Consider the following 6704-nt stretch of genomic DNA (forward strand, 5'->3'; position numbering starts at 1 on the left):
CGGCGGCGCGACCCGGGTAGGGTGATCCACTCTGGATGCCGAAGGCCGCCTGAGGAGGAGCGACCCGTGACCGAGCCGCGGACTGGTCTCATCGTCCCGCTGATGAGGGCGCGGGTGCCCGCGGAGGTGCAGCTGGAGTTCCCGCTTCCACCGGGCGAGGAGCCGATCCGCGAGCCCTTCGCCGGGGACCTGTACGTCACCTACGCGCTGGAGCTCGACGACGAGCCGGTCGCGGGACGCCCCGGCGGGCGCCGCTACGAGTACGTGGCGCGGCGGCACTGCGACGAGATGGACGTGGCGCCGGAGGACCTGCGCCGCCTGGCCGCCGTCAACCTGCACGCGCGCCGCCCCGGCCTGACGATGAACTGGTACCCCGACGCGCGGGCCGTGACGGTGGCGTTCGGCGAGGGCGGCCTCGACTCGGGGCTGCTGCTGGACGAGGCGTTCCTGGAGAAGCTCGCCCAGGACGTCGAGGGCGACCTGGTGGTGGCCGTCCCGGGCCGGGACGTGCTGGTCGCCACCGGCACCGGGCACCCCGACGGGGTCGAGCGGCTGCGGTGGGCGGTGGAGCGCGTCTGGTCCGAGGACCGGCTCGCCGCCGGGACCGGCGCGGACGCCGACCCCGCCTGGGACGTCCCGGCCGGGCAGTTGCTCACCCGCGACCTGCTGGTCCGCACCGGGGACGCCTGGGCGGCGCTCCCCGCCTGACCGGCCCGCCCGACCGGCCCCGTCACCGGCGTCCCCGTAGGTATGCCCTAATCATCCCCGGTCCAAGACCGAAATCAGGGGAACCCGCCGTGTCGGTATGCCTACCCGGCGTAACCTCCGCTTGTCGTCCCCAGGCAGGAGGAGCCGCGCCATGGAAGGCAATCTCGCAGCCCTGCTCGCCCGCCGCGCCGATACCTACGGCTGGCGGGACCGCCCGTTGTTCCGTTCCGGCGAGACCACCTTCAGTCATGGTGAGGTCCATGACGCGGCCGCCACCGCCGCCGGGGTGCTGCACGCCGCCGGGATCCGGCCGGGGCAGCGCGTCCTGATCGCGCTGCCCGACTCGGTCGGCTTCGTCACGGCCCTGCTGGGCACGCTGCGGCTCGGCGCGGTCGCCGTGCTCACCGGGCCCGAACGGACCGCCGCCGAGCACGCCCACGTCCTCGCCGACGCCGAGCCGCGGGCGGTGGTGTGCGCGCCCGGGCTGCTCGACCGGTTCGCCTCCGCGCACACGCTCACCGACGGGGACCTCACCGACGAGCCCGCCGTGATCCCCGATCCCGCGCCCGTCCTCCCCGACACCCCCGCGTACGTGCAGTACACCTCCGGAACCACCGGGAAGCCCAAGGGGGCCGTGCATAGGCATACCGACGCCGAGGTCTACTTCCGCGCGCTGGGCATCGGCGCGCTCGGCATCACCCCCCAGGACGTGGTGTTCTCGCTGTCGAAGGCGTGCTACCCGCTCGGTCTCGGCGCGACGGTGTTCTTCCCCATGCTGTGCGGGGGCTCGTCGGTGCTGTGGTCCTCCCGGCCGAGCGTGCGGGGCGCGGTGGAGCAGGCGCGGCGGCACCGGCCGACGCTGCTGTTCACCGTTCCGACCTGGTACGCGCGGCTGGTGGGCAACGGCGCGCGGGACGCGGTCCGGGAGGCGTTCGGCACGGTGCGGGCGGTGGTGTCGGCGGGCGAGCCGCTGCTGCCGTCGCTGGGCGACCGGATCGAGGAGACGTTCGGCTGCCCGGTGCTGGACGGTCTCGGCAGCACCGAGGTCGGGCACACCTTCGTCTCCAACACCGTCACCCGCCGCCGCCGCGGCACCCTGGGGGTGGTGCTGGAGCCGTTCGAGATCTCCGTGCGGTCCGAGGGCGTGCCCGGCGGGCCGGGCCGCGAGGTGCGCCCCGGGCGGACCGGCGTGCTGTACGTGCGGGGCCCGTCGGTGATGACCGGGTACCTGGGCAGGCCGGAGCAGACCGCCGAGGTCCTGGGGCCCGACGGGTGGCTGCGCACCGGGGACCTGGTCCACGTGGACGCCGACGGGTTCGTCCACCACCACGGGCGGGTCCTCGACCAGGTCACCGTGGCGGGGGAGCGGGTCGCGCCGCTGGAGGTCGAGCGCGTCCTCGGCCGCCACCCCGCGGTGGTGGAGGTCGCGGTGGTCATGAACGACGGGAACGCGGACGCGGGGGGACGGCCGGGGCTGCGCGCGTTCGCGGTCCTGGAGGACCCCGCGTGGCTGCCGCGCGGGGAGGCCGAGCGGGAGCTGCTGGCGTTCGCCCGGGACCGGCTGCCCGACCACAAGGTGCCGCTGTCGGTGACGCTGCTGGCCGAGATGCCGCACACCGCCACCGGCAAGATCGACCGGGTGGCGCTCGGCCGGGGCGCCGGCTGAACGTCCGGCCGGGGCGAATCGGACGGGAGACGCGATTGCGGATATAGTCGCCTGTTGCGAATTGATTGCAACAAGGAGACTCATGCGTAAGTCCGTCCTCGTCGTCGGGTCGATCGCCATGGCGACCGGGCTCCTGGCCACCGCGTGCGGTGGCTCGGGGTCCGGTCCCGCGGGCGGGAAGTCCGGTGGCACGTTCACCTACGCGATCGGCGACGAGCCCGAGACGCTCAACCCGGCGCTCCAGGACGAGCACACCGACCCGGTGACCGAGATGGTCTTCCGCGGGCTGACCCGGCACGACGCCGACAACAAGGTCGTGCCCGGCCTGGCCGAGTCCTGGCGGGTCGCCGAGAACGGCACCGAGTACACCTTCAAGCTGCGGCCCGGCCTCACCTGGCACGACGGCAAGCCGCTCACCTCGAAGGACGTCAAGTTCACGATCGACACCGTGAAGGCGGCCGGAGCCGACGCGCCGCTGTCGCGCAACTTCTCGGCGGTCAGGAGCGTCGAGACACCCGACGACACCACGGCGACGTTCAGGCTGAGCAGGCCGTTCGCGCCGCTGCTGGACGCGGTGTCGATGGGACTGCTGCCCGAGCACGCCCTGACGGGCAAGAAGATCACTGACGGCGGGTTCGGGCAGGCCCCGATCGGGGCGGGTCCGTTCCGGCTGAAGGCGTTCAAGCCGGGGCAGTACGCCGAGCTGGAGGCGTTCGACAGGTACTACGAGGGCAGGCCCAGGCTGCCCAAGATCGTGATCAAGTACGTGCCGGACGACTCGGCGCGGCTGATCCAGCTCCGCAACGGCGAGGTAGACGGGGCCCACATCCAGCCCCAGCAGGTCGCCAGGGCCAAGAGCGACGACAGGATCCGCCTGGAGACCTACCCGACCGCCGACTACCGGGCGCTGCTGTTCAACTTCAAGAACCCGGTGTTCGCCGACAGGAAGGTCCGGCAGGCGATGAACTTCGCCGTGGACCGCGACGCGGTGGTCAGGAGCGTGCTGGCCGGGCAGGGCAAGCCCGCCACCGGGCCGCTGGACACCAACCCGTTCAGGAGCGAGCCCGCGCCGTTCCGCCACGACCCGGCCAGGGCCGACGAGCTGATGAAGGGCGCCGGGTACGCCAAGAACGCCCAGGGGCTCTGGGAGAAGGACGGCAAGACCGTCAGGTTCGAGCTGACCACGTTCGCCGAGGACTCGGCGCGCGTCGCGATCCTCAACGTCGCCGCCACCCAGCTCCGCCAGGCCGGATTCGACATCTCCGGCACCCCCAAGCCCCGCTCCTGGGTCCGCGACCACTGGGGCGACCTGGGCGCGTTCGTGATCGGCTGGGGCACGCCCTACGACGCCGACTCGTCGGTGTTCGGCCCGTTCCACTCCTCCGAGGAGCTGGACAAGGGCGGCTCCAACTACGGCTCCTACAAGAACGCCGAGGTGGACAAGGCACTGGAGCGCGGGCGCGGCACCCTGGACGAGGGGAAGCGCCAGGCCGCCTACGCCGACTTCCAGAAGGCCCTGGCCGAGGACCCGCCGTTCGTGTGGATCGCCTACCTCGACACCAACAACGCGGTGCCCGGGAACCTGACCGGTCCGCAGCGGCGCACCCTCGGCCACCACGGCTACGGCTTCTTCTGGAACGTCGAGAAGTGGTCCTGGTCCTGAACCCCCCGCTCCTGGGGTTTCTCGTTCGGAGGGCGGTGACGGCCCTGGTGGTCGTCGCCGCCCTCTCGGCGCTGTGCTTCGCGCTGCTGGACCTCGCGCCCGGCTCCCCGGCCGAGAGCATCCTGGAGGCGCGCAACGGCGGCCGCCCCCCGTCCGCCGCCGAGGTCGCCCGGCTGGAGCGGCACATGGGGCTGGACGACCCGCTGCCCCAGCGCTACGGGCGGTGGGTCGCCGGGGCGGTGCGCGGCGACTTCGGCCTGTCCTACGGCAGCGGCCGCCCGGTCGGCGAGATCCTGGCCGAGACCGCGCCGTGGACGGCGCTGCTGACGCTGGTCGCGACCGCGTTCAGCGTGGCCGGGGCCGTCGCGGTCGGGCTGGTCGCGGCGGTGACGCGCCGGGCCTGGGTGCGGCGGGGCATCGAGACGGCGCTGTTCGTGCTCGGCGGGATGCCGGGGTTCGTGACGGCGCTGCTGCTGCTGTGGGTGTTCGCGGCCTGGCTGCGGGTGCTGCCGTCGGGCGGGCTGGCGCGGCCCGGCGAGCCCGTCACGCTCGGGGTGCTGGTGCCGCACCTGGTGCTGCCCGCGCTGGCGCTGGCGTTCGGGCACCACTTCGGGACCTACGCGCGGCTCGTGGAGACCGGCGTCGGGCGGCTGCGGAACGCCCCGCACGTCGCCAACGCGCGGGCGCGCGGCCTGCGGGGACGGACCGTCACCGCGCGGCACCTGCTGCGGCCGGGGCTGGTGCCGTTCACCGCGCGGCTCGGCGTCGGCGTCGGCGGGCTGATGGCGGGCGCCTACGCCACCGAGCAGATCTTCTCGTGGCCGGGCGTGGGACGGCAGGCGATCCTGGCGGCGCGGGACCAGGACTACGCGGTGCTGACCGCCGTGGTGCTGGTCACCGGCGTGATCGTGATCGTCGCGAACCTGCTGGGCGATCTGGCCGTGGCGTGGCTGGACCCGCGCGTGCGGCTGACGGGGAGGACCTCCGATGGCCGTCACTGACCGGGCCCGGCCGGGCTTCCTCGCGTTCCGGGTGCCGGTGCGGCGGCCCGGCGTGTGGGCGGCGGGCGCGGTGCTGGGGCTGCTGGCGCTGGCGGCGGTGTGCGCGCCGCTGCTGACCTCCCTCGACCCGATCGCCACCGACACGGGAGCGACGAGCCTGCCGCCGGGATCGCCCGGCCACCCCCTCGGCACCGACCTGCTGGGACGCGACCTGCTGGCCCGGCTGCTGTACGGGGCGCGGACCTCGCTGCTGGTCGGCCTGGTCGCCGCCGCCATCACCGTCGTGGCCGGGGTGCTGCTGGGCGCGGTCGCCGCGGCCGGGCCGCGCTGGCTCGACGAGCTGGTCGCGCGGACCGCCGACGTGCTGCTGTCGCTGCCGATGCTGATCGTCGTGCTGGCGCTGGCCGCCGTCATGGGGCCGTCGCTGGGCACGGTGGTGGTGGCGGTCGCGGTGACGAGCTGGATGCCGGTCGCGCTGGTCGCCCGCGCCGAACTGGTCAGCCAGCGGGAACGGCTGTACGTGCGCGCCGCGTACGCGCTCGGGCTGTCGCGCGGCCAGGTGCTGCGCCGCCACCTGCTGCCGGGGGCGCTGCCGCCGGTCGCGTCGATCGCGGCGTTCGAGGTGGGGCACGCCGTCCTCACCGAGTCCACGCTGAGCTTTCTCGGCCTCGGCGTCCCGCCGAACCGGCCGAGCTGGGGCAACCTGCTCACCGAGGCGCAGGCGCACCTGCTGACCGGCGAGTGGTACACCGTCGCGTTCCCGGCCGCGTGCGTCGTGGTGACGATCCTGGCGGTCAACGTGCTGGCCTCCGCCGTCGCGCGGGGCGAGGGGAGGGCCTGGTGACCGTGACCGACACCGTGACCGACACCGTGACCGGCGCGGCCGCGCTGGAGATCGAGGACCTGGTGGTGCGCGTCGCCGGGCGCACGGTCGTGGACGGGCTGTCGCTGTCGGTCCCGGCGGGCCGGGTCGTCGCGCTGGTCGGGCCGAGCGGCAGCGGCAAGAGCCTGACGGCGCGTTCGGTGGTGCGGCTGCACGACCCGGACGCCGGGGTCGGGGTGACCGGGCGGATCGCCGTCGGCGGCACGGACGTGACGGCGCTCGGGGTGCGCGGGCTGCGGGCGCTGCGGGGGCGGCGCGTCGGGTACGCGTTCCAGGACGCCGCCGCCAGCCTCAACCCGACGATCACCATCGGGCGGCACCTGGCCGAGACCGTCCGCGCCCACGGCGCCGGGGACCCGTTCGAGCGGGGCGCGGCGGCGCTGGAGCGGTGCGGGCTGGCGGCCGAAGAGGTGTGGGGCGCCCGGCCCTTCGAGCTGTCGGGCGGGCAGGCGCAGCGGGCCGCGCTGGCGCTGGCGACGGTCCTGGAACCCGACCTGCTGATCGCCGACGAGGTGACGACCGCGCTGGACCCGGTCACCCAGGCCGAGGTCCTGGACACCGTGCGCGCCCAGGCCGCCGAGCGCGGCCGCGCCGTGCTGCTGATCACCCATGACCTGGCCGTCGCGGGCCGCTGGGCCGACGAGATCGCGGTGCTGTCCGGCGGGCGGGTGATCGAGCGGGGCCCGGCCGCGGAGCTGCTGGCCGCGCCGCGCGAGGCGTTCACCCGCGAGCTGGTGGCCGCCGCCGGGCTGGACACCGCGAGCCCGCGCGGGAGCGGGCCGG

Annotated in this window: 6 protein-coding genes; all 6 read left to right on the forward strand. The window is 74.7% G+C overall.

The features are described from left to right. Window positions 1-66 precede the first annotated feature (66 nt). Window positions 67-708 (forward strand): DUF1444 family protein, encoded by a 642-nt coding sequence (locus tag AKI01S_RS36420; protein WP_067828544.1) that lies wholly within the window; start codon window positions 67-69, stop codon window positions 706-708. Between the two features lie 151 nt (window positions 709-859). After that, the gene (locus AKI01S_RS36425; RefSeq protein ID WP_067828547.1) at window positions 860-2374 is read left to right on the forward strand and encodes a class I adenylate-forming enzyme family protein; all 1515 of its coding nucleotides are present in this window, start codon (window positions 860-862) and stop codon (window positions 2372-2374) included. An 82-nt stretch (window positions 2375-2456) separates the two neighbouring features. After that, complete coding sequence (locus tag AKI01S_RS36430; RefSeq protein ID WP_067828550.1) at window positions 2457-4037, forward strand: ABC transporter substrate-binding protein; 1581 nt, start codon at window positions 2457-2459, stop codon at window positions 4035-4037. After that, window positions 4022-5038, forward strand: coding sequence for an ABC transporter permease (locus AKI01S_RS36435; RefSeq protein ID WP_281186188.1), 1017 nt, complete (start codon window positions 4022-4024; stop codon window positions 5036-5038). Before AKI01S_RS36430 ends, AKI01S_RS36435 begins: the two co-directional genes overlap by 16 nt. Beyond that, window positions 5025-5882, forward strand: a complete 858-nt coding sequence (locus tag AKI01S_RS36440; protein ID WP_084000608.1) for an ABC transporter permease — start codon at window positions 5025-5027, stop codon at window positions 5880-5882. Before AKI01S_RS36435 ends, AKI01S_RS36440 begins: the two co-directional genes overlap by 14 nt. Then, window positions 5879-6704, forward strand: an 826-nt coding sequence (locus AKI01S_RS36445; protein ID WP_067828553.1) for an ATP-binding cassette domain-containing protein, incomplete at its 3' end; no start/stop codon positions are given. The genes AKI01S_RS36440 and AKI01S_RS36445, both read left to right, overlap by 4 nt.

This window comes from Actinomadura kijaniata NBRC 14229 (assembly GCF_001552175.1).
GTDB lineage: Bacteria > Actinomycetota > Actinomycetes > Streptosporangiales > Streptosporangiaceae > Spirillospora > Spirillospora kijaniata.

Coding starts and splice junctions, on each gene's coding strand:
- AKI01S_RS36430 (WP_067828550.1), top strand. CDS start 2,457: ATGCGTAAGTCCGTCCTCGTCGTCGGGTCGATCGCCATGGCGACCGGG.
- AKI01S_RS36425 (WP_067828547.1), top strand. CDS start 860: ATGGAAGGCAATCTCGCAGCCCTGCTCGCCCGCCGCGCCGATACCTAC.
- AKI01S_RS36440 (WP_084000608.1), top strand. CDS start 5,025: ATGGCCGTCACTGACCGGGCCCGGCCGGGCTTCCTCGCGTTCCGGGTG.